The 19,160-nt window shown below is 70.2% G+C and carries 19 protein-coding genes; 14 read left to right on the top strand and 5 right to left on the bottom strand.

All coding sequences use genetic code 11. The features are described from left to right. Positions 1-236: 236 nt before the first annotated feature. The 10 genes from NOCA_RS07380 to NOCA_RS07425 all read left to right on the top strand — a co-directional run bounded on the left by NOCA_RS07380 (position 237) and on the right by NOCA_RS07425 (position 10,538). On the top strand, positions 237-1,229 hold the full coding sequence (locus NOCA_RS07380; protein ID WP_041546362.1) for a branched-chain amino acid ABC transporter permease: 993 nt from the start codon (positions 237-239) through the stop codon (positions 1,227-1,229). Positions 1,230-1,233: 4 nt separating this feature from the next. Further along, complete coding sequence (locus tag NOCA_RS07385) at positions 1,234-2,175, top strand: branched-chain amino acid ABC transporter permease (protein ID WP_011754642.1); 942 nt, start codon at positions 1,234-1,236, stop codon at positions 2,173-2,175. Then, positions 2,168-2,980, top strand: a complete 813-nt coding sequence (locus NOCA_RS07390; protein ID WP_011754643.1) for an ATP-binding cassette domain-containing protein — start codon at positions 2,168-2,170, stop codon at positions 2,978-2,980. The genes NOCA_RS07385 and NOCA_RS07390 overlap by 8 nt, the downstream gene beginning before the upstream one ends. After that, on the top strand, positions 2,973-3,683 hold the full coding sequence (locus tag NOCA_RS07395) for an ABC transporter ATP-binding protein (RefSeq protein WP_011754644.1): 711 nt from the start codon (positions 2,973-2,975) through the stop codon (positions 3,681-3,683). Before NOCA_RS07390 ends, NOCA_RS07395 begins: the two co-directional genes overlap by 8 nt. A 36-nt stretch (positions 3,684-3,719) precedes the next feature. Then, positions 3,720-5,066, top strand: a complete 1,347-nt coding sequence (locus tag NOCA_RS07400) for an ABC transporter substrate-binding protein (protein WP_011754645.1) — start codon at positions 3,720-3,722, stop codon at positions 5,064-5,066. Between the two features lie 165 nt (positions 5,067-5,231). Continuing rightward, a complete protein-coding gene (locus NOCA_RS07405) occupies positions 5,232-7,010 on the top strand; it encodes a PEP-utilizing enzyme (protein ID WP_011754646.1) in 1,779 nt (592 codons plus the stop codon). Between the two features lie 44 nt (positions 7,011-7,054). Then, a complete protein-coding gene (locus tag NOCA_RS07410; RefSeq protein ID WP_011754647.1) occupies positions 7,055-7,882 on the top strand; it encodes a PEP/pyruvate-binding domain-containing protein in 828 nt (275 codons plus the stop codon). Positions 7,883-7,933: 51 nt separating this feature from the next. After that, a complete protein-coding gene (locus NOCA_RS07415; protein WP_202944655.1) occupies positions 7,934-8,767 on the top strand; it encodes a fumarylacetoacetate hydrolase family protein in 834 nt (277 codons plus the stop codon). A 47-nt stretch (positions 8,768-8,814) separates the two neighbouring features. Continuing rightward, positions 8,815-9,108, top strand: a complete 294-nt coding sequence (locus NOCA_RS07420) for a putative quinol monooxygenase (protein ID WP_011754649.1) — start codon at positions 8,815-8,817, stop codon at positions 9,106-9,108. Positions 9,109-9,152: 44 nt separating this feature from the next. Then, positions 9,153-10,538, top strand: coding sequence for an NAD-dependent succinate-semialdehyde dehydrogenase (locus NOCA_RS07425; RefSeq protein WP_011754650.1), 1,386 nt, complete (start codon positions 9,153-9,155; stop codon positions 10,536-10,538). 161 nt (positions 10,539-10,699) lie between these two features. On the opposite strand, the gene aspS is transcribed toward NOCA_RS07425, so the two are convergent. Then, positions 10,700-11,974, bottom strand: coding sequence for an aspartate--tRNA(Asn) ligase (gene aspS / locus NOCA_RS07430; protein WP_011754651.1), 1,275 nt, complete (start codon positions 11,972-11,974; stop codon positions 10,700-10,702). A gap of 224 nt (positions 11,975-12,198) precedes the next feature. Here aspS and NOCA_RS07435 point away from each other — a divergent pair, with 224 nt between their 5' ends. Continuing rightward, positions 12,199-13,152: a DUF389 domain-containing protein gene (locus NOCA_RS07435; RefSeq protein WP_140403899.1), complete on the top strand. Its 954-nt coding sequence runs from the start codon at positions 12,199-12,201 to the stop codon at positions 13,150-13,152. 18 nt (positions 13,153-13,170) lie between these two features. On the opposite strand, the gene NOCA_RS07440 is transcribed toward NOCA_RS07435, so the two are convergent. Continuing rightward, entirely contained in the window at positions 13,171-14,115 is a 945-nt protein-coding gene (locus NOCA_RS07440; RefSeq protein ID WP_140403900.1) for a GNAT family N-acetyltransferase, read from the bottom strand. A gap of 58 nt (positions 14,116-14,173) precedes the next feature. Here NOCA_RS07440 and fdxA point away from each other — a divergent pair, with 58 nt between their 5' ends. Next, positions 14,174-14,500, top strand: a complete 327-nt coding sequence (gene fdxA, locus NOCA_RS07445; protein WP_011754654.1) for a ferredoxin — start codon at positions 14,174-14,176, stop codon at positions 14,498-14,500. Further along, a complete protein-coding gene (dapC, locus tag NOCA_RS07450; protein WP_238383485.1) occupies positions 14,500-15,621 on the top strand; it encodes a succinyldiaminopimelate transaminase in 1,122 nt (373 codons plus the stop codon). Before fdxA ends, dapC begins: the two co-directional genes overlap by 1 nt. A gap of 132 nt (positions 15,622-15,753) precedes the next feature. Here dapC and NOCA_RS07455 read toward each other — a convergent pair whose 3' ends face one another. From NOCA_RS07455 to NOCA_RS07465, 3 genes are read right to left on the bottom strand one after another with little or no spacing between them, the layout of a single operon-like run. Continuing rightward, positions 15,754-16,716: a hypothetical protein gene (locus NOCA_RS07455; protein ID WP_011754656.1), complete on the bottom strand. Its 963-nt coding sequence runs from the start codon at positions 16,714-16,716 to the stop codon at positions 15,754-15,756. 53 nt (positions 16,717-16,769) lie between these two features. Beyond that, complete coding sequence (gene dapD / locus NOCA_RS07460) at positions 16,770-17,732, bottom strand: 2,3,4,5-tetrahydropyridine-2,6-dicarboxylate N-succinyltransferase (protein WP_011754657.1); 963 nt, start codon at positions 17,730-17,732, stop codon at positions 16,770-16,772. A gap of 24 nt (positions 17,733-17,756) precedes the next feature. Continuing rightward, positions 17,757-18,281: a DinB family protein gene (locus NOCA_RS07465; protein WP_011754658.1), complete on the bottom strand. Its 525-nt coding sequence runs from the start codon at positions 18,279-18,281 to the stop codon at positions 17,757-17,759. Between the two features lie 130 nt (positions 18,282-18,411). Here NOCA_RS07465 and NOCA_RS25575 point away from each other — a divergent pair, with 130 nt between their 5' ends. Continuing rightward, the gene (locus tag NOCA_RS25575) at positions 18,412-18,963 is read left to right on the top strand and encodes a Uma2 family endonuclease (protein ID WP_158305643.1); all 552 of its coding nucleotides are present in this window, start codon (positions 18,412-18,414) and stop codon (positions 18,961-18,963) included. Positions 18,964-19,160: the final 197 nt, after the last annotated feature.

Genomic DNA, 19,160 nt, shown 5'->3' on the forward strand with positions numbered 1-19,160 from the left:
TCGATGCATGACTGTCAAGCGAGGCTAGCGGACCCGATTTTCGGGCCTTGACGGGTCATGTGACCGCGGTTACATTCCATCTATTATCGAGAATCGACTGATTGGTCCGGGGTCATCGACCCGGGAGATTGGGTGGAGATGGACGCGACTCACCGGCCCGGGCGAGGCACGCCGGGCCCCCGCGCGCGAGCCGCTATCGGCGGGCTGACGTGAGCGGCCGCTCATCGGATCGGGCCGTGAGTGAGCAGCTGCTGCTGCCCTCGCCGCAAGACCCGACGAGTCGCAACCTCGGCCGCGCGGGGACGCCGGTGGTCGCCGCCGTCGCACTGCTCGCGCTGATCTGGATGACCGGGAACACCTCCTCGGTCGTTCCCTCCGTCGTCATCGGACTCACCGAGCACGCCCCCTTGGTGCTGGCCGCCACCGGCTTCGCGCTGCTGTACCGCCTGACGGGGCTGATCAACGTGGCCTACGCGGAGACGGTGACGCTGGGGGCCTATTTCGCCATGCACCTGAACACGACCTACGGGCTCGGCTTCTTCGCGGTCCTGGTCCCGGCAGGGGTACTGGCCGGCCTCCTGAGCGTGGCGACCTACCTGTTGATCTTCCGCCCCGCGAAGCTCCGCGGCGTGGGAACGCTCGAGCTCATCATCATCTCGTTCGGCCTGTCGATCGCCCTGCGCTACGGGCTCCAGTTCGTCTTCGGCACGCCGGTGCGGTTCTTCGACGTGCCGCCCCCGGACAGTGTCAACATCCTCGGGGTCGGGGTGGCGTCGTTCCGTCTGGTGGCCCTGATCAGCGTGCTGGTCCTCGCCGTGGGCCTCTACCTGTTCATCCAGCGGTCCCGCTACGGCCTCATGGTCCGTGCGCTGGCAGGGGACGAGGCGCTGGCCCAGGCCAGCGGGATCCGTCCGTTCGCGGTGACGGTGCTGATCTGGTTCATCGCCGGACTGGCGGGTGGCATGGCCGGTGCGTTCTACGGCGTCGGCTCCTCGGTCAGTCCGATGCTCGGAAGCCGGGTCTTCATCCTGATACTTCTCGTCGTCCTCGTCGGCGGGATCTGGGGCCTGAACGGCGTGATGGTCGTCGGCATCGCCACGGGCATCGCGCTCGCATTCATGACCCTGACCCTCGGCCAGGTCCTGTACGCGCACGTCGTCCTCATCGCCGGCTTCCTGGTCGTGCTCAAGGCCCGCGGCCGCCGGCTCACCGAGAGCACGAAGGTCTGACGCCATGGTTCTCGACACGTTCCTGATCTCAGGCCTGTTCCACGTCGTCATGCTGATCGGGCTGGCGCTCCTGCTGCACCTCCAGCTCGGCCTGAGCCGCATCGCCAACTTCGGCGTGGTCGGCTTCTGGGGGATCGGGCTCTACGCCTTCGGCGTCCTGTACGTCCGGGTCGACTGGCCGTTCGAGGACCCGATCCAGTTCCTCGTGTGCGCCGCGCTGGCCACCATGGCGGCGGGTCTGTGCGGCCTCCTCGTCGGGTGGCTGATCGCCGACCTGGACGTCGACGGTGTGATGGTCGGGACACTGGGGTTCGCGACGGTCGTCGCGCTGCTCGCGACGACGGAACAAGACCTCACGGGCGGGGCCCTCGGCATGGGAGGCCTGCGCTTCCCCTACGACACCGGCGACGTCGCCGTGAACGAGCTGATCTGGCTTCTCGTGCTGGTCGCGCTCGTCACTGGGATCCTCGCCTACGTCTGGCTCGTGCATCGCAATCCCTATGGCCGACTGCTCATCGCGATCGGAAGCAACGAGCCGCTCGCGAAGAGTCTCGGCAAGCCCGCGACGCGCACCAAGCTCGGACTGTTCACGGTCACCTCTGCGCTCATGGGACTGCTCGGGGCCATGTACGGGGTGATGGTGCGGTTCCTCGAGGTGTCCAGCCTGGGCATCGAGCTGACCCTCGCCGCCGTCGTCGGCCTGGTTGTCGGTGGTTCGGTGCGGGTGCTCGGGGCGGTGGTCGGAGTGATCCTGACAGTCGGGGTCTTCGACATCGTCATCCAGTCCTACATCCCGCTGCCGGCGGAGTGGTACACCCAGACGATTCCGCTGCTGCGCGAGGTCCTGTTCGGACTGGCGCTCATCCTTGTCCTGATCTTCCGGCCGCTCGGCCTGCTCGGCCACATGCGGCGCGACCGACTCATGAGGAGGATCCACGGTGCCTGAATCCAGCACGACCTTCCGCACCGAGCTGCCGACCCGGACCGCCCCGCGCCCGCGGCTCACCCTCACCGACGTCTCGAAGAGCTTCGCCGGCCGCACGGTGGTCGATGTCGAGGACCTCAGCCTCGGCGACCATCCCATCGAAGGACTCATCGGCCCGAACGGTGCGGGCAAGACGACCCTGATGCGCCTGATCATGGGGTCTCTCAGGGCTGACACCGGGCAGATCCGTCTCGAGCGGACGGGGCATCACGACGTCGTGCTCTCGCAGCTGCGCGCACACAAGATCGCTCAGTGCGGAGTCGTGAAGACCAACCAGGTGATCACTGACTTCGAGGGGCTGACGATCCTCGACTCGCTTCTGCTCTCGGTCACTCCCGAACGTCGTGAGTTCCCCCTTCACCTGAAGGGGGAACGATCGACCTACGACGAGCACCGGGCCGAGATCGAGCGCCAGCTCGATCACTTCGGGCTGGGGAACACCCGCCGGCTGGCGCTCTCGGCGGGCGAGAAGAAGCTCGTCGACATCATCCGATGCCTGCTGCTGAAGCCTGCCGTCCTGCTCCTGGACGAGCCGACGGCGGGGCTTCCGGCAGAGGTGACCCAGAGGGTCATGGACGCCGTGGGCGGCCTGGCCGCCGACGGCACCACCGTCGTCATCATCGAGCACGACCTCGACGTGATCTGGAACCTCTGTACCCAGGTGACCTTCATGGCCGAAGGCCGGGTGATGCTCCGCGGTGAGCCGTCGGAGATCCGGGAACACGGGACCGTCGTCGAGAGCTACCTGGGCCAGGGTCATGTCTGAGGCCACCAGGGTGCTCGAGGTCAGCGGCCTGCGAGCCGGCTACGACGGGATCGCCGTCCTCGACGAGGTCGACTTCACGGTCGGCGACGAGGTCTTCGCGATCCTGGGCGCCAATGGCGCAGGGAAGACGACCCTCCTTGCCACGCTGGCACGCCTCAATCCGTTGATGGCCGGGACCGTCACCTTCAAAGGCACCGACATCAGCCGGATGAGGGCCTACCAGAGCGCGGGCCTCGGTGTGGGGTACGTGCCCCAGGAGCGCGGTGTCTTCCCCGACCTGACCGTCATGGACAACCTGCGAGTGGGCGGGATGTTCGGCGACCGGTCTGTGTCCGAGCGCGTCGACGAGGTCTTCACGTTCTTCCCTGACCTCAAGCGCAAGCTGAACCTGCGCGCCGGAACCCTCAGCGGCGGCGAGTCGCGCATGGTCGCCTGCGGTCGCGCCCTCATGCAGGATCCCACGCTCCTCCTCCTCGACGAACCGACCGCGGGGCTGTCCCCGCTGTACGTCAGCACGTTCTTCGAGGCCATCCGGCGCATCCGCGACGAACGGCAGGTGGCCATCGTCGTCGCGGAGCAGAACGCCACGCAGGCACTCGGGGTCGCCGACCGCGTGATGGTGCTCAGCCTCGGCCAGAAGTCGGCCGTGATGGAGGCATCCGAGCTCACCACTGAGCAGCTGAAGCACGCCTATCAGATCTGACCAGGAAAGAACTGGCACGGAGAGAGGAACACCCCGATGAAGCGTTCGGTCCCGGTAGGCCGCGCACTCGTTGCGCTGCTCGCCATCACGCTGGTGGCCGCTGGCTGCACCACCAGCTCCGGCAAGGAGAAGGAGGCGACAGACGATGTGGCGGTCTGCGAGCTCGCCTACTACACCGGCGAGTTCGGCTCCTACGGCGAGTCCTTGACCGCCGATGTCGTGTTCCCGGTCGAAGAGGTCATCAACGAGGATCCGCCGCTCGGCCGGTCCTGGAAGCTGTTCCACGAGGACCTCGGCACGGTGGGTGAGGCGCAGGCCGCGCGCACCTGCCTGGACCGGCACGGTGCGGAGATCCTGGTCAGCATCGCTCACGGCTACCGGACCTACCGCGACCTCATGATGGAGCGTTGGCAGGAGGAGGACAGCCCCCTCGCACCCTCGGTTCACGGTGGGGCGATCCCTGGGAACCTCGGCGGCAAGGTCGAGGAGCCCATCTTCCGCGCTCAGGGGCTGGACGAGACGCTCGGCATGACCGGCGCGCTCTACGCCGAGCAGATCGGCGCCAAGTCGGTGGCCATCTTCGCCACCAACGTCGAAGGCTTCCAGCTGGCGGCGGACGCCGCCGAGCGGACCGCCGAGTACCTCGGCCTCGAGGTCCTCGAGCGGATCGATGCCGGTGCCGAGCAGCCCTCCTACGTTGCCGAGGCTCGGAGGATCGCGGACCTCAACCCCGACGCGGTCATCGTCCAGGCCGGTTCCGTGGAGTCCGCAACGCTGATCAAGCAGGCCACCGAGGCGGGCATCTCCCTGGAGTGGATCGGCGAGACCGGGTGGGTCCAGCCCGAGTTCATCAAGACCCTGGGCACCGGACCGCTCGCCAAGCAGAAGGGGATCGGCTTCGCCGCCTTCTCCTACAACGACGAGTCGCCGGCCTGGGACTTCTTCTCCGAGCTCTGGGAGAGCACACCCGGCTATGCCGACAAGTTCGGTCCGCCGAGCGACGCCTACCACTACTCGACCTATGACCTGATGGTGCAGACCGCGCTCGCGGTCGAGGCCGGCGGCTCCTACAAGGTGAGTGACTGGGCGCCGGCCATGCACGAGGTCGGGGAGGCTCCCGGGGAGGTTTGCTACACCTACGCGGACTGCCTCGAGCTCATCCGGGACGGTGAGGACATCGACTACGAGGGCATCACCGGCTCCGGCGACTACACCGACGGCGGCGTGAACCAGATCGTCCAGGCCTACACGCCCTTCGCCGAGGACGGCAGCCACGGGGAGCCGGTGGAGCTCGACGGCGAGCGTGCCATGGAGGTCGTCGAGGCCATCGCCACCGAGGCGAAGTGCGACCCGGAGAACCCGCCGAACGTCTGCGAGTGGTGAGCCCCTTCGCCACTGCCTGATCGGCAGTCGCCCGCAGCCCGGGGCAGCAGTCCCGGGCTGCGGGGGTCCGAGCCTTGACGAGTGACCCACGTCACTTTAGATTATCGATAATCCATTGCAGTGCCGTAGCCACGAAGCTGACGCCACCCACCAGGAGGGGCCCCGATGACCCAGACCGTTGCGACCTTCTTCGGAGACGAGGAGTTCCCTGTCCGCTGGGAGGACGGCCAACAGGACCTCCTGTGGGTCCACGACGACCTGCACATCCCCAACCCGGTCTCGCCGATGTACGCCGACATCGGCGGATGGTGGCTCAAGTGCGACTACATGTTCCGTCGGTTCGGGACACCCTTCGCCTCGGACTGGATCTCCAAGGTCGTCAACGGGTACGTCTACACCGCGGCGATCCCGGCGCAGCCCGGACTGTCGGCCGAGACGACCGAGTACGGCGCCCGCTACGTGCCTCGCGTCCCGGACAACGACGAGTACGCCGCGGAGATCGGTGGCTACCTCGGCTGGACGTTGCCCTACTACGCAGAGAACTTCCTGCACTGGTGGCGGGATCGTCTCGTGCCCGAGATGACGCGCAACTTCGAGCGCTTCGACGCCTACGACTACGAGTCCGCCAGCCTGGTCGAGCTCGCGATCCTCCTCGAGGACGCGATCGACATGCACGACCGCCACTGGCAGATCCACTGGGTGCTCAACTTCGCCCAGTTCTCGTCCACCACGAACCTCAACGCCATCATCGCCGAGGTGAAGGGTGAGGGCGACCACTCCGACCTGATGGGTCGCCTGCAGAGCTCGCTGGAGAACCGCAACTGGGACTCCATCGAGGAGCTGTGGAAGATCAAGGAGCAGATCAGGAAGGATGGCGGACCGGTCGCCGATGCCTTCACGAGGGACACCGCGTCCGAGATCCGGGTGGCGCTGGAATCGACGCCCGAGGGCCAGGCCTTCCTGGCGAAGGAGATCGAGTCCTACCAGGCCGTCTTCGGGTACAAGTCGATGTACGCCCACGAGTTCTCTTTCAAGACCTGGCGGGAGGACCCCGCTCCGGTCCTGGAGTCGATCCGCAGCTACCTCGAGGCCGACTACGACTACCCGGCCGAGATCGCTGCGGTCGGCAAGGACCTCGAGGCGGCCAAGGCGGAGGCGGTCGACGGCGTCCAGGGCGAGGACCTCGACCGCCTCCGGAGCGCGCTCGACCTGAGCCTCCGGATGAACCCGCTGACACCCGACCACCACTTCTACATCGACCAAGGAACCAACGCCCGGGTCCGGCTGGTGCTGATCGCGATCGGCGAGATGCTGGTCGACCTCGGCAAGCTCGCCGACCCCGAGGACGTCATGTACCTGCGCTACAACGAGCTGCGCACCCTCATGGCCGGCAGCAACGGGTTCGACGCCGAGGCACTGGTCGGTGACCGCCGTGACGAACGTGAGACCGCCTACGAGCTGCGCCCGCGCGACTGGTTGGGGACCGCGACCGAGGAGAACCTGGCGTTCCCGTACCTGGCGCTGTGGGCGTTCCCGGACAAGGTCTACCGCAAGCCGTCGGAGGTCGAGGGCGAGATCCAGGGCCTGGGAGCCTCGAAGGGAGTCATCGAGGGGACGGCCCGCGTCGTCCTCTCGCCCGAGCAGTTCAGCCAGGTGGAGCAGGGCGAGATCATCATCTGCCGGATGACCAGCCCGTCCTGGGTCGTTCTGTTCACGAAGATCGGGGGCCTCGTCACCGATGCCGGTGGCATGGCGTCGCACCCGGCGGTGGTCTCTCGTGAGTTCGGCATCCCGGCTGTCGTGGGGACCTCGGACGCGACCCGCAGGATCAAGACCGGTGACAAGATCCGCGTGAACGGGACGACCGGCATGGTCCAGGTGCTCTCGGCCGACCAAGGTGAGAGCGCGGCGGACCGGGCTGCCCATGCGCGAGGTCAGCTGTGAGCACGGCGGTCCGACCGGAAGCATCCATTCGGAAGGACGCGTCCATGCCCGAGACCCCCCTCGTCCTCCCCTTCACCGACGCGCGATGCCGCGAGGTCGCGTTGTCGGGGGGCAAGGGCGCGAGCCTCGCCGCCATGACCCAGAACGGGCTCCCGGTGCCGCCCGGCTTCGTGATCACGTCGACCGCGTTCGGGGAGGCGGTGGATGCGGGGAGGCTCTTGGGCTGCCTCGAGGTCCGAGACCTGGAGGGCGCCCGTGCCGTCGTGGCGGAGACCGAGCCGCCCGTCGAGCTGGTGAGGGCCGCCTACGACGAGCTACCGCGAGGCACCTCCGTGGCGGTGCGGTCCTCGGCCTGCGCCGAGGACGGGAACGACGCGTCGTACGCGGGCCAGCAGGAGACCTACCTGTTCGTCGAGTCGTTGGACGACGTGCTGGAGAAGGTGGTGGACTGCTGGCTCTCCTTCTTCTCCGATCGTGCGCTGTTCTATCGCGAGCACAAGGGAGACCTGCAGGACATCTCCATGGCCGTCGTCGTCCAGCAGATGGTCGACGCGGAGAAGGCGGGTGTCATGTTCACCGTCGACCCGGTGAACCACCGCCGGGACCGCATCGTCGTCGAGGCCGCCCGCGGCGTCGGGGAGCACGTCGTCTCCGGCGAGGTCACCCCCGACTACTACACGCTGGACCGGCAGGGAACGCTGAAGAAGGCGCGGGTCGTCGACGAACAGGTCCTCTCGGAGGCCGAGCTGGCCGAGCTCGCGCGGCTGGGGCTCCACCTCGCGGAGCTGAACGGCTGCCCCCAGGACATCGAGTGGGCCTACGACTCCACCGGCCTCTACATGCTGCAGTCGCGGCCCGTCACGACGCTCTAGCGACCACCTGATGTCCATGGGCGGAGCCGGGGAGGCCGGCCAGTGAGGTACGTGACCTACGAGTCTCCGGAAGGCCGCGGTCGCCGGGTCGGGTACCTCGACGGCGACGCCGTGGTCGATGCCGGGTTCGACGGCGACATGGTCGCGTTCATCGAGGCCGGGGCACCGGTCGGGACCACCCGGGGTGTCGCGAACGCGGTGCTGCGGGCACCCTTGCGGCCACGCACGCTGCGTGACTTCCTCGCCTTCGAGGGCCATCTACTCAACGTCTTCCCGGCCCTCGGCAAGGCGATACCGGAGGAGTGGTACCGGCTTCCGGCCTACTACAAGGGACTACCGGACACCGTGATCGGACCGGAGGACGAGATCCCGTGGCCGGCGTACACCCAGCGGCTCGACCACGAGCTCGAGCTCGCCGCGGTCATCGGCCGTCCGGGGAAGGACATCACCGAGGACAACGCCCTCGACCACGTCTTCGGCTACACGATCTGGAACGACCTCTCCGCGCGTGACGTCCAGGCGGGCGAGCTGCCGGTGGGGATGGGTCCGGGCAAGGCGAAGGACTGGGACGGCTCGAACGTCCTCGGCCCCTGCATCGTCACCGCCGACGAGGTCGACCCGCACGACATCGAGCTCGAGGTCCGCGTCAACGGCGAGCGTTGGGGCGGCGCCAACACCCGGGACATGCACCATACGTTCGAGTCGATGATCGTCTACGCATCCCAGGCGCTGATGCTCCGACCCGGCGAGGTGCTCGGCTCCGGCACGGCCACCGGGGGCAGCGGCGTGGAGCTGGGTCGCTGGCTCGCCCCCGCCGACACGGTCGAGATGGAGGCCTCCGGCATCGGAGTACTCCGCAACGTCGTCGGGCACCGACCGGCCTGACCCGAGATCACCACACCCATCCATCGAAGGAAGTAGAGGGAACGCACATGGCATTCGTCGTAGCCGCCATCTGGAAGGCCAAGGAGGGCGAGCAGAAGCGGGTCGAGGACGTCATCCGGAAGATGACACCGCTCTCTCGTGGCGAGGAGGCCAACCTCTTCTACCAGGCACAGGTCTCTCCCGAGGACCCGCGCACCTTCTTCCTCTACGAGCAGTACGTCGACGAAGCCGGCTACGAGGCGCACAAGGCCACGCCGTATTTCCAGGAGAACGTGTTCGGCTACATCCTCGAGTTCCTCGAGGAGCGATCGGTGCAGACCTACACCACCATCGATGACTGAGGTCCGGCGGGCGCCGGCCGGGCTCGACAAGAGGAGCCCTCGCCATGACCGCTGACCCGATCATCACCGTCGACCCCGCGACCGGCCGCGAGCTGCGTCGCTACGAGGTCATGACGGACACCGACATCGAGGGCGTGCTCGCCCAGGTGACCGCGGCCCAGAGCCTCTGGGCCGGCTCGTCCGTCGAGATCCGCACCGGGGTGCTCCTCCGGGCGGCCGGGATCCTGCGGGATCGGGCCGCCGAGCTCGGCGCCCTCGCGACCGCCGAGATGGGCAAGCCGATAACGGAGGCGATCGCGGAGGTCGAGAAGTGTGCGTGGGTGTGCGAGTACTACGCCGAGACCTCGCCCGGGCAGCTGGCGGACGAAGAGGTCTCCGCCGCCGGGTCCCGCAGCTTCATCCGTTACGAGCCACTCGGCACGGTGCTGGCGATCATGCCGTGGAACTACCCGTTCTGGCAGGTGTTCCGCTTCGTCGCGCCCACGCTCGCCGCGGGCAACGCGGGAATCCTCAAGCACTCGCCCAACGTGACCGGGGTCGCGCTCGCCATCGAGCAGGTGCTCACCCAGGCGGGCCTCCCGGCTGGCGTCTTCCGCACCCTTCTCGTGGCCGAGGCTGAGGTGCCCAGGGTCGTGGACGGACTCATCCAGGACGATCGCGTTGCTGCGGTGACCCTGACCGGCAGCAACAGGGCGGGAGCGAGCGTCGCCGCGAGTGCCGGTCGCGCCGCCAAGAAGACCGTCCTGGAGCTCGGGGGATCCGACCCGTTCGTCGTGCTCGCCGACGCCGATCTGGATGTCGTCGTTCCCAAGGCGGTGGCGGGGCGCTTCCTCAATACCGGCCAGTCGTGCCTGTGTGCCAAGAGGTTCATCGTGCACGAGTCGCTGGCAGGCGAGTTCGCTCGACGTTTCACCGCCGCGGTGGAAGACCTGGCGATCGGACCGCCGGGCGAGGAAGGCACCAGGATCGGGCCGCTCGCCCGGGCTGATCTGGCGGAGAACCTCGGGCGCCAGGTCGACGAGTCGGTCGCGGCCGGCGCGGTCGTCCTCACGGGCGGCAAGCGGCTGGACCGGGGACCGGCCTGGTACGCCCCCACCGTCCTGGTGAACGTCACGCCCGACATGCCGGTCATGGCCGAAGAGACCTTCGGCCCGGCAGCAGCGGTCGTCGAGTTCGCCACAGATGACGAGGCGGTGGCGCTCGCGAACGCGACCCCGTACGGCCTCGGGGCCAGCGTCTGGTCCGCGGATGCCGGCCACGCGCTCGAGGTCGGTTCGCGGATCAGCTCCGGCGCGCTCTTCGTCAACGCCACCACCGCATCCGACCCGCGGCTGCCCTTCGGGGGGGTGAAGCAGAGCGGCTACGGTCGCGAGCTGGGTCCACTCGGCGCACGCGAGTTCACCAACATCCGCACCGTCGTCATCGGGTGAACCCGACCCGGCGTACCGCCCCACGTGCGGTGCCACCGGCCTCCCGGGTGCCCCCTGACCGCGGACTGTTGGGCCGAAGCTGGAACCTCTGGCCCGAAGTTTCGGCCCAACAGTTCCGGTTTCCCCGGTTCACCGGGGAAACCGACTCCCCGCGCCGGCCCTCAGGGGGTCAGCCGGGTCAGGTCGCGCGGGAACAGCGTCACCTCGCGGATGTTCGCGACCCCGGTGAGCCGGGCCGTCCACCGCTCCAGGCCAATCGCGAACCCGCCGTGCGGCGGCATGCCGTGCTCGAAGGCCTGGAGGTACGGCGCGTACGCCGCCGGGTCCTCGCCCCGGGCGCGGATCGCGGCGTCGTACTCCGAGGGCCGGTGCAGGCGCTGCCCCCCGGTGACCAGCTCGAGCCCGCGGAACAGCAGGTCGAAGCTGTTCGACCACCTCTCCTCGCCCGGCCACGGGTGCGTGTAGAACGGTCGCTTCGCCATCGGGTAGCCCTCGACGGCCACGAAGTCGCTGCCGTGCTCGGTGAGCGCCCAGGCGCCGATCGCCCGCTCGTGCTCGGGCGCCAGGTCGGGCTCGTCCTCGGGGGCACCGACCAGTGCCAGCGCGTCGCGGAAGTGCAGGACCGGGATCTCCTCGGGAACGACCGGTATCGCCGCGCCGGACCGTTCCACCGCGGCGCCGACGTGCTCGTGCACCGCCGCGACCATCCCGGCGAGCACGTCGCGCAGCACCGACAGCACGTCGCGGTGGTCGCGGACGAAGCCGAGCTCGACGTCGAGCGAGACGTACTCCGCCAGGTGCCGCACCGTGTCGTGCGGCTCGGCGCGGAACACCGGGCCGACCTCGTAGACCCGCTCGAAGACGCCGACCAGCTGCTGCTTGTAGAACTGCGGGCTCTGGGCCAGGTACGCCGGCCGCCCGAAGTAGTCGACCTCGAACACGTTCGCCCCCGACTCGGTCGCCGACGCCACGAACTTCGGGGTCTGGACCTCGGTGAAGCCGGCGGCGTCGAGGGTCGCGCGGAAGCCCCGGACCGACGCCGCGGCCAGCTCCCACCGGGCCCGCTGCCGCGGGTGTCGCCAGGTCACCGGCGCGTGGTCGAGCAGGGTCGGCAGCACGACGTCCAGGCCGGGGCGCCACAGCTCCACCGGTGGGGTCGCGGCCGGCTCGGTCAGCGCGGTGACGACCGGGTCGGTCAGCTCCATCCCGCCCGGCGCCTGGGCGTTCGCGGTCGCGGTGCCGACCACCTCGACGGTCGTCTCCTCGGGCGGCACGGCCGAGCCGTCGCGGACCACGACCTGGGCCAGGCCGCTGCGGTCGCGGACCACCAGGAAGGTCAGCGCGGACAGCTCACGACGCCGGTGCACCCAGCCTTGGAGCCGCACGGTCGAGCCGGGCGTCGCGGCGGGCAGGTCGGAACAGAGCGTGCGGTGCATGACTACCTCCAGTTGCGGTGAAGCCCTGGAGGTGTGGGCGGGGGCAAGGTCGCGGTGCCACCACACCTTCGCCGATTGCCCGTCGCCGGGTCCCGGCCTCTCGTCGGTACGCCGATCCGCGCGGGCCGTGCTGTCACGAGGGTCGTCACGCCTCACCCGGCCACGTCGATCGTAGGTCGGCACGGCGCCGGGGCGCCAACCGATTGTCGCCGTACCCTCGACGGGTGCTGGTCCACCTCCGCCTCACCGTGCCGGCGGACCTGTCCGGCCCGGTCCGCACGCTGCTGCTCGAGCACGCGTGCACCACCAACATCACCGTGGCCGCGGGCGCGTGCCTGCAGCCCGAGGGCGACCTCGTGGAGTGCGACGTGGCCCGGGAGCAGGCCGGCCAACTGCTCGACGAGCTCGACCGGCTCGGGCTCGACGAGACCGGCGGCATCGTGATCACGACGCCGACGGGGACGCCGTTCGCGGCGGCCCGCCGGCTCGAGGCCGCCGCTCCGGGCCATCCCGACGACGCCGTGATCTGGGAGTCGGTCGAGGCGCAGGCCGAGTCGGGGGCGGTGCCGACCGTGTCCTACCTGGTGTTCCTGGTGATCGCGGTCGCGCTCGCGTCGATCGCGGTGATCACCGACTCCGCGGTGCTCGTGGTCGGCGCGATGGTCGTCGGCCCGGAGTTCAGTGCGATCGCTGCCGCCTGCGCCGGCCTGGTGCTCGGCCGCTGGGGACTGGTCGGGCGCAGCCTGCGGCTGCTGGTGCTCTCGTTCGTGTTCGCGATCGCGGCGGTCGCGCTGTTCGCCCTGCTCGGCACCTGGGCCGGGGTGATCACCGCCGCGGACGTCACCCGCCCGCGGCCCAACACCGGGTTCATCTGGCACCCCGATCTGTGGTCGTTCGTGGTCGCGCTGCTGGCCGGCGCCGCCGGCGCGCTGGCCCTGGCCATCGAGAAGACCGCCACCATGGTCGGCGTCTTCATCAGCGTCACGACCGTGCCGGCCGCCGGCAACCTCGCACTCGGCCTCGCGGTCGGTGAGCCCGGCGAGATCGTCGGATCTCTCGCCCAGCTCGGCGCCAACATCGGCGGCATGATCGTCTCCGGCACGCTGCTGCTCGCGGTGGTGCGGGTCGCGTGGCCGTGGCTCACCGCGCGCAGCGAGCGGCTGCTCGGCACCCGGTGACGCGGGCGGGATCCTGGCTCAGGCGGACGGCGCGAGGTAGCGGTAGGCGTGGTGCGTGGTGAACCCCAGCCGCTCGTAGAGCGCGAGCGCGGGCTCGTTGTCGCCGAGCACCTGGAGGTACGTCGTGGTCGCGCCGCGCTCGGCGCCCCACTCCAGCAGCGCCGCCAGCACCGCGAGCCCCAGCCCCTGGCGGCGGTGCTCCGGGGCGACCTCGATGCCGCGGAAGCCCACCCAGTCGCGCTCGTACGCCGCCACCCCGCGGGCCCGGTCGCCGAACCGGAGCGTCACGAGGTCGCCGTCCTCCTCGAGCTCCGCCGGGTCGGTCGGTTCCGCCGGGCGGGCGGCCCGCAGCGCCCGCCGCACCTGCGCCACCCCGGCCATCTGGAAGAGCGTGTCCGCGTCGTGGCTCTCGGCGACCCACCCGTGCGAGCGGAACAGCTGGTCCTCGGCCGAGTCCGGCAGCACCGCCGCGATCGGCCGCCCGGTGCGTCCGGCGTAGAAGTCGAGCACCTGCGCGTAGTCGTCGGCCACCCCGGACGGCGCCATCGCCAGCACCGAGTTGGCCCGGCGCGCGGTCGTCCCGGGGGAGTGCCGCAACAGCCAGTCGCCCAGCGGCCGGGTCTCCAGCCGGGGCCACAGCGCGAGCGCGCGCAGCTGCGCCTCCTGGGCCGGCACCCGGTGGCGCGGCGAGGGCCGCGGCGGCACCGGCTTGCCGGAGACGATGTCCGCGGTCGCGATGTGCACCGACTCCCCATCCGACCCGGCTGGACCACCCGAGTCGCGCTGCACCACGCAGACGCCGTCCGCCCACGACACGCACACGCCGAGGACGTCGGTGTACGCCGGTCCGCCCGACGGCCCGGTCCGGTCGCGCAGCAGCCGGCGGACCACCACCCGCTGGCCGACCACGTGCGGACCCAGCGCATGCTTGCCCAGATCGTGGGGTCCTACCTCCTCGGCCACGTTTCGGATACTAGGCTGTGCCGAGCAGCGCTCCCGCTACGCCCTACAGGAGGATTCGGTGACCTACGTCATCTCCCAGCCGTGCGTCGACGTCAAGGACCGGGCGTGTGTCGACGAGTGCCCCGTCGACTGCATCTACGAGGGCAAGCGGATGCTCTACATCCACCCCGACGAGTGCGTGGACTGTGGGGCCTGCGAGCCGGTCTGTCCGGTCGAGGCGATCTTCTACGAGGACGACACCCCGGAGGAGTGGAAGGCGTACTACGACGCCAACGTGCACTTCTTCGACGACCTCGGCTCCCCGGGCGGCGCGGCGAAGCTGGGTGAGATCGACCACGACCACCCGATGATCGCCGAGTTGCCCCCGCAGAACCAGGACCACTGATCACGCCGCTCGACCGCCCCGACCGCAGGGTCTCGGCCCGGCTGCCGGACTTCCCCTGGGACCACCTGGTCCCGTACGCCGAGCAGGCGCGGTCGCACCCCGACGGCATCGTCGACCTCTCGGTCGGCACCCCGGTCGACCCCACGCCCGAGGTCGTCCAGGAGGCGCTGCGCGCCGCGGCGGACTCGCCGGGCTACCCGCAGACCGCCGGCCGAGCCGACCTGCGGGAGTCCTGCCTGGACTGGCTGGCCCGCCGGCACGGCGTGACCTGCTTCGACACGGCGGACGGCACCGTGCTGCCGGTGATCGGCACCAAGGAGCTGATCGCCTCGATGCCGGTCCACCTCGGCCTCGGCCCCGGTGACCTGGTCGTCTACCCCGAGCTGGCCTACCCGACGTACGAGGTCGGCGCGGCGCTCGCCGGCGCGCGCGCCCTCGCCAGGGACTCGCTGACCTCCCTCGGCCCGGAGCGGCCCGCGCTGCTCTGGCTGAACTCCCCGTCGAACCCGACCGGCCGGGTGCTGCCGCCCGAGCACCTGAAGAAGGTCGTCGACTGGTGCCGCGAGCGCGGCACGATCCTGGTCTCCGATGAGTGCTACCTGGAGTGCGCCTGGGAGGACCGGCCGGTCTCCGTGCTGCACCCGAAGGTCTCGGGCGGCTCCGCTGAGGGCATCCTCGCAGTGCACTCGCTCTCCAAGCGCTCCAACCTGGCGGGCTACCGGTGCGGCTTCGTGGCCGGCGACACCGCACTCATCGGGGAGCTGCTCGCGGTGCGCAAGAACCTCGGGCTGATGCTGCCCGGCCCGCAGCAGGTCGCGATGAAGGCCGCGCTCGACGACGACGCGCACGCCCTGGAGCAGCACGCCCGCTACGCCGCCCGCCGAGCCAAGCTGCGCGACGCACTGCTCGGCGCCGGCTTCACCATCGAGCACTCCGAGGCGTCGCTGTACCTGTGGGCCACCCGCGACGAGGACTGCTGGGAGACCGTGTCCTGGCTGGCCGAGCGCGGCGTCCTGGTCGCCCCGGGCGCGTTCTACGGCCGCGCCGGCGGCCGCCACGTGCGGGTCGCCTTCACCGCCACCGACGAGCGGGTCGACGCCGCGGTCGCCCGGCTGGCCTGACCCGGCAGCCCCGTCCCCCCACCGGCTGGCCTTCGCGGTAGTCCCTGACGATTGCGCGGTTGGGAGCGCTCCCGGACCACGCAATCGTCAGGGACTACCGGGCGAGATTCCCTGCGATGGCGGCCCGGCTCATCAGTCGAACACGTCGACGTGCACGTGGTCGCGGTGCTCGAGGATCGCGCGGTCCCCGGCCCGCTCGGGCGGGTCGTAGTCGCGCCAGCCGTCGTCGGAGGAGCTGCCGGAGGTCCAGATCCGGTCGTCGAAGATCACGTGCTGGATGCCGAGCCGGTCGGCCATGGCCACGAGGTACTGCGCGATCGCCCAGCCGCGGACCTTGTTCTCCGCGCTGACCGGCCGGACGAAGACGTCGATCGCGCGGCCGCCGTAGTGCGTGGACCCCTCCATGTGGCCGGTCGACACCCCGCCCTGGGCGAAGCCGCCCATCGGCGGCTGGCCGAACAGCTGCCCGACCTCCCGGCGTACGACGTCGGCGCGGCGGGTCAGCCCCGAGTCGCGCAGCCGGTCCGGCTCGGCGTCGGGCGGGTCCGAGATCCGGCAGGTGAACGCGTGGCGGGAGTTCCCGGTGAGGGCCGAGGCGAGCACCCGGGCGTCGGCCTCGTGGTCGGCGTACGCCTCGGGGAACCCGGAGCGCTGCACCTCCTGGGCCGCGACGGTCACCCGCATCGACTCGTAGTCGCCGATCTTCTCCAGGGCGTCGTAGAACGCGTTGGTCGCGTAGTAGGGATCCAGCACCTGCTCGGCCGTCCCCCAGCCCTGGGAGGGCCGCTGCTGGAACAGCCCGAGCGAGTCGCGGTCGCCGGACTCGACGTTGTAGAGCTTCGACTCCTGGTACGCCGTGGCCAGGGCGATCGTCGCCGCCCGGGCCGGCATCCCGCGGCCGACCGAGATCGCGGTGATCAGCGCCGCGTTCTCGGCCTGCTCGACCGACAGGTGCACGGCGCGGCCGCTGACGGTCGCGGTGCACTCGTCGCGCTGCAACAGCGGGGAGACGTGGTCGAGCACGCCGTACCCCACGGCCGCCACCACCCCGACGGCGGCGAGTCCCAGCAGCGCGACACCCGTGCGCGTCCTCATGCCGTCGCCGTCCGGGTCACCATGAGGCAAGTGTCAGGGTCGGGTGAAACCGATCAGTTGGCGTGCAGCGCGGCGTTCAGCTCGATGCCGCCGCCCTGCCACGGGACCGCCTCGATCGCTCCGGTGACCGAGTTGCGGCGGAACAGCACGTTGCTGGCGCCGGAGAGCTCCAGCGCCTTGACCACCTTGGGCTTGCCGTCCAGGTCGCGCACGGTCACCTTGGTGCCGGCGGTGACGTAGCACCCGGCCTCGACCACGCAGTCGTCGCCCAGGGAGATGCCGATGCCGGCGTTGGCGCCGAGCAGGCAGCGCCGGCCGATCGAGATGACCTCCTTGCCGCCGCCGGAGAGGGTGCCCATGACCGAGGCGCCGCCGCCCACGTCGGAGCCGTCGCCGACGACGACGCCCGCGGAGATCCGGCCCTCGACCATGGAGGCGCCGAGCGTCCCGGCGTTGTAGTTGACGAAGCCCTCGTGCATCACCGTGGTGCCCTCGGCCAGGTGCGCGCCGAGCCGCACCCGGTCGCCGTCGGCCACCCGGACGCCGCTGGGCAGCACGTAGTCGACCATCCGCGGGAACTTGTCGACGCCGAAGACCGTGAGGTGCCGCCCGTTCGCGCTCAGCCGCGCCCGGGTCGCCTCGAAGCCCTCGACGGCGCACGGGCCGGCACTGGTCCACACCACGTTCGTGAGCAGGCCGAAGACGCCGTCCAGGTTCACCGAGTGGGGTACGACGAGCCGCGTCGACAGCAGGTGCAGCCGCAACCACACGTCCTCGGTCGCCGTCGGCGGGGCCTGCAGGTCCGCGATCTCGACCAGCAGCACCTCGCGGGTCACCCCGCGGTCCTTGTCGCGGCTCTGCAGCGCGCTCAGCTCCGCCGGCGTCACCGCGTCGGCCGGCGCCTCGCCCAGGGCGGGGGACGGGAACCAGACGTCGAGGACCGTGCCCGCGCCGTCGATCGTCGCGAGGCCGAAGCCCCAGGCAGTGCTGGGCCGTGTCGCAGCTGTCGCAGTCACGGCGTACACCCTAGGGCGCCGCGGTCACTGGCCGGTGCGGCCGTCCACGGACTCGCGGAGCAGGTCGGCGTGGCCGCAGTGCCGGGCGTACTCCTCCACCAGGTGCACGGCGATGTCGCGCACCTCGGTCGGCTCGCCGTGCACGGGGACCAGCCGGCCCCAGTCCTGCTCCGCGGCCAGCCACGCGTCGGCGTCGGCGACCTCGCGGCGCCACGACTCCCAGGCGTCCGCCACCAGGTCCGGGTCGGGGGCGGCTCCGTCGAAGTCCAGGTCGGGCGTGTCCGCGGACCAGTACAGCCGCGGCAGGTCCATCCGCTCCTGCAGGACCCGGCGGTTCCAGCTGTGCTCGACCTTCGCGAGGTGCCTCAGCAGGCCCAGCAGCGAGAGCGTCGAGGGCGGCACGGCACGCCGGGCGAGCTGCTCGGGGTCCAGGCCCTCGCACTTCATCTCGAACGTGATCCGGTAGTTGCGCAGGTAGGTCAGCACCGTGTCGCGCTCGCCGTGGGTGGACCGGTAGTCGCGGCGGTCCGGCCGCTCGGGCTCACTCATGCGTCTACTCGACCAGCCGGGTGTGGAGAACGCAATCGGGTTGTCGGTCGGCGGTGACACGCTTCCGTCGTCCTGCTCTCGGGTCCAGAATGGAAGGAGTCCGGATGTGTCGAGCCGTCGAGGAGTGGCCGTGTCGGTCCAGCGCGAAGAGCCGCTGCGCCGAGTCCGCATGTCCTGGGAGGAGTTCCTGGAGCTGCCCGAGTGGCCGCGGGCGGAGTGGGTCGACGGCGAGGCGGTCATCATGAACTCGCCGCCACTGTTCAGACATGGTCGAGCGGTCATGCAGTTCGGTGCGCTCCTGGTGCCGCTCTTCCCCGAGCACCATGTGGTGACTGAGGTCTATCTCAGGTTGCCCCGCAACCGGGTGCGTCTCCCCGACGTCATGCTCACCGACACCGAGCCGAAGGACGGCTGCGTGTCCGATCCACCGCTGATGGTGGCCGAGGTGCTGTCGCTCGCGACCCGGTCCGAGGACACGATCCGCAAGCCGATGGAGTACGCGAAGGGCGGCATCGGGCAGTACTGGGTGGTCGACCCATGGCTGCGGGCCATCGACCTGTGGCGCAACGCCGACGGCGAGTGGGAGCTGCTCGCCCGGGTGGACGACGATCATCCGACCGCCGAGGTCGAGCTCGCCGGGGTGACGGTGCCGATCGACCTGCGCCGGCTCCTGGGCGACTGAATGCGATTGGCGGACCGGCGCGCGCACGCCGTACCCTGTGGCCACAGGCGTTCGAGCCGTCATCAGCGGCGAGCCTCCGGAAGAACGGTCCACGAGACCCAGTAGAACCGGACGGGTAGGCCCGTCACAGCTGTGAAGGAGCGGTCCCTTCGGGGGCAAGCAGGGTGGTACCGCGGTCCTCGGATCGTCCCTGCGGT

Origin of the sequence: Nocardioides sp. JS614, from assembly GCF_000015265.1 — a bacterium.
Taxonomy (GTDB): Bacteria; Actinomycetota; Actinomycetes; order Propionibacteriales; family Nocardioidaceae; genus Nocardioides.